1 protein-coding gene is annotated in these 2,202 nt (G+C 27.3%); it reads right to left on the reverse strand.

What is annotated here, in order from left to right; all coding sequences use genetic code 11:
- Positions 1 to 2,076: class I SAM-dependent DNA methyltransferase (locus U881_RS0100865; RefSeq protein WP_200861706.1), on the reverse strand; the 2,076-nt coding region annotated here is incomplete at its 3' end.
- Positions 2,077 to 2,202 lie beyond the last annotated feature (126 nt).

Here is a 2,202-nt window from a genome sequence, read left to right on the forward strand (position 1 = left end):
GAAATCATTTGGATTATTCTTAACAATTAATATGCAAGCATTCATTGCAAGAAGTAAATTCACAGGATTTGTTAAAATTTCCTTTTCACTGGGTTGTGGCATAGGACACTGATAAAGACATGAGTTTGTCACATTAAGACTTACAAATTTTCTAAGCAAAAAATCAAAAGGCAAAGAATTAAACACGGATACAATAAACAATTTCTTATAAATGGACATTTGTGTCTTTCTATTATTGTCATAACTCATAAAAACTGAATAATCACAATAACAATTTTTAGGCATTAAGGTACTTAGCATAGTTCGTGAATCTACACTACTGAATATCCTTCTAAATAAAACATTTGTATTATTTAAGTTTTCATTAGGTATAATCTTGTCTATATTTTCCTTACTTGTCCACAACAATTTAGACTTTGCTCTTGAATTCTCATGCTCAAAATATCTTGAATTAAATTGATATATATTAGCACCCTTATAAATAAACACATAGTCATTTTCATTACCATTATTAACATTTTCTTCGAAAAATTCTTTGATTTCAGATATTATCTCTAAGCCACTTATAAATTTGATATATTCTTCAGATAAGACATCACATCTATTAAACATTTTACCAAATAAAGAAAATTCCTCATTACTCTTAAAATTCACTATAGATTCATAAATAGGAGAGAATTTTCTGATTTTTGATACACTTAAATCAAAACCCTTGTAAGCAATATTTTTATTATTAACAGATAATTTGATATCAGCTGTCATATCCTTAATAATGGGATCAGAATCCTGAATCATAAACTTAATCTTAAAGTTGGTAAATTCAGACATGTTATTATTACTAATCTGAAAAATCGAAAACTGAAATTTGGAACTAAGATCCGTAAATCTTTTTTTGTTTTCAAAATTATATATGAAATTCACTGCACAATTACTAAAAATGAATTTCCTAAGCAACTGCGAAGCAAAATCATGCCACAAACCCACAGGAGTCATATATGTCAAATTCCCATTTTTCGCCATCAAGCACAAGTTAAACGTTAAAAAATATTTAAAAAGATTTGAATCACCACCAATACAAAATCGACCTAAATCATTTCTATAGATTGCGTTTAATTTCCTTGTATTATCTCTTTCTTCATTTAATAATACATTTAATGGACTACTAATTATTTCTGCTCTTACTCTATTACGAGCAGAAAAACTTAATTTCCTATAATCAGGAACATACTTCGAAAAAAACTGCTCTTCATCAAATACTACTCTTTCCCAAGGAGGATTCCCGATTACAATGTGAAATCCATCTTGAACATCAGGAAATTCTATACCATAATGAAAAAATCTATAATATTCGCTTATTTTTTTAACTTCTTCTATTATTTTTTGATTTTCATCAGTAATTTTTTGATTTACAATATTTTGTATCAATCCTATGACTATATAGACATCAAGATATATCTCCTGATCAAATTTAATCGATTTTGTTAAATGCAATTCATAGATTTTGATTAATGAAAAAATTAATCTTAATGAATTCTTGATCTCATCATCAATGTCATGAATCCTGTTATAGACATCTTTCACGATCCCCACAACTTTATTAATCAAAATGCTCCACAAGGATACATTTTTTTGAAATTTTTCTTCTAAAACAGTAAAAAATCCACCCTTTGTATACCCAATCAAAGCATTGCCTACTTTTATATTATTGTTGATAAAGCTCACAGACCTACCTAAAATAAAAGTATCTATCCAAAGATTCATTTTTGTAATGTTAATAGCAATATCACTAATATCAACACCATAAATGCATTTTTTCAATAAAATCCTTTTTAAAACTAATTTCTTATCTAAATCGCAAATTCCATGTTTTCTAATTTCATTCAGAGTAATTTCATATTCTTGTTCAAGTAAATCTTTGACATCATCAAACTTATCTATTTCAGACCATACTTTTTCTGTCAGATAATGAAGACTAGAAAGCAAAAAATAACCTGCTCCACATGAATTATCAATAATCTTAAGATCCAAGGGAGAAACATTTTGACTAAGCTGATGCTCAATAGCAGCAATAGACATAAATTCTGTCAAATCATCAGGAGTATAATATGAACCACTTTTTTTTCTATCAAGGGATCGTGATGTTAGATAAATATCTCCCTTATTATAAGTAAAAAAATTAAATTGCCTAGATTGACTCATTTA

The organism is Borrelia persica No12, assembly GCF_000500045.1.
Lineage (GTDB): Bacteria > Spirochaetota > Spirochaetia > Borreliales > Borreliaceae > Borrelia > Borrelia persica.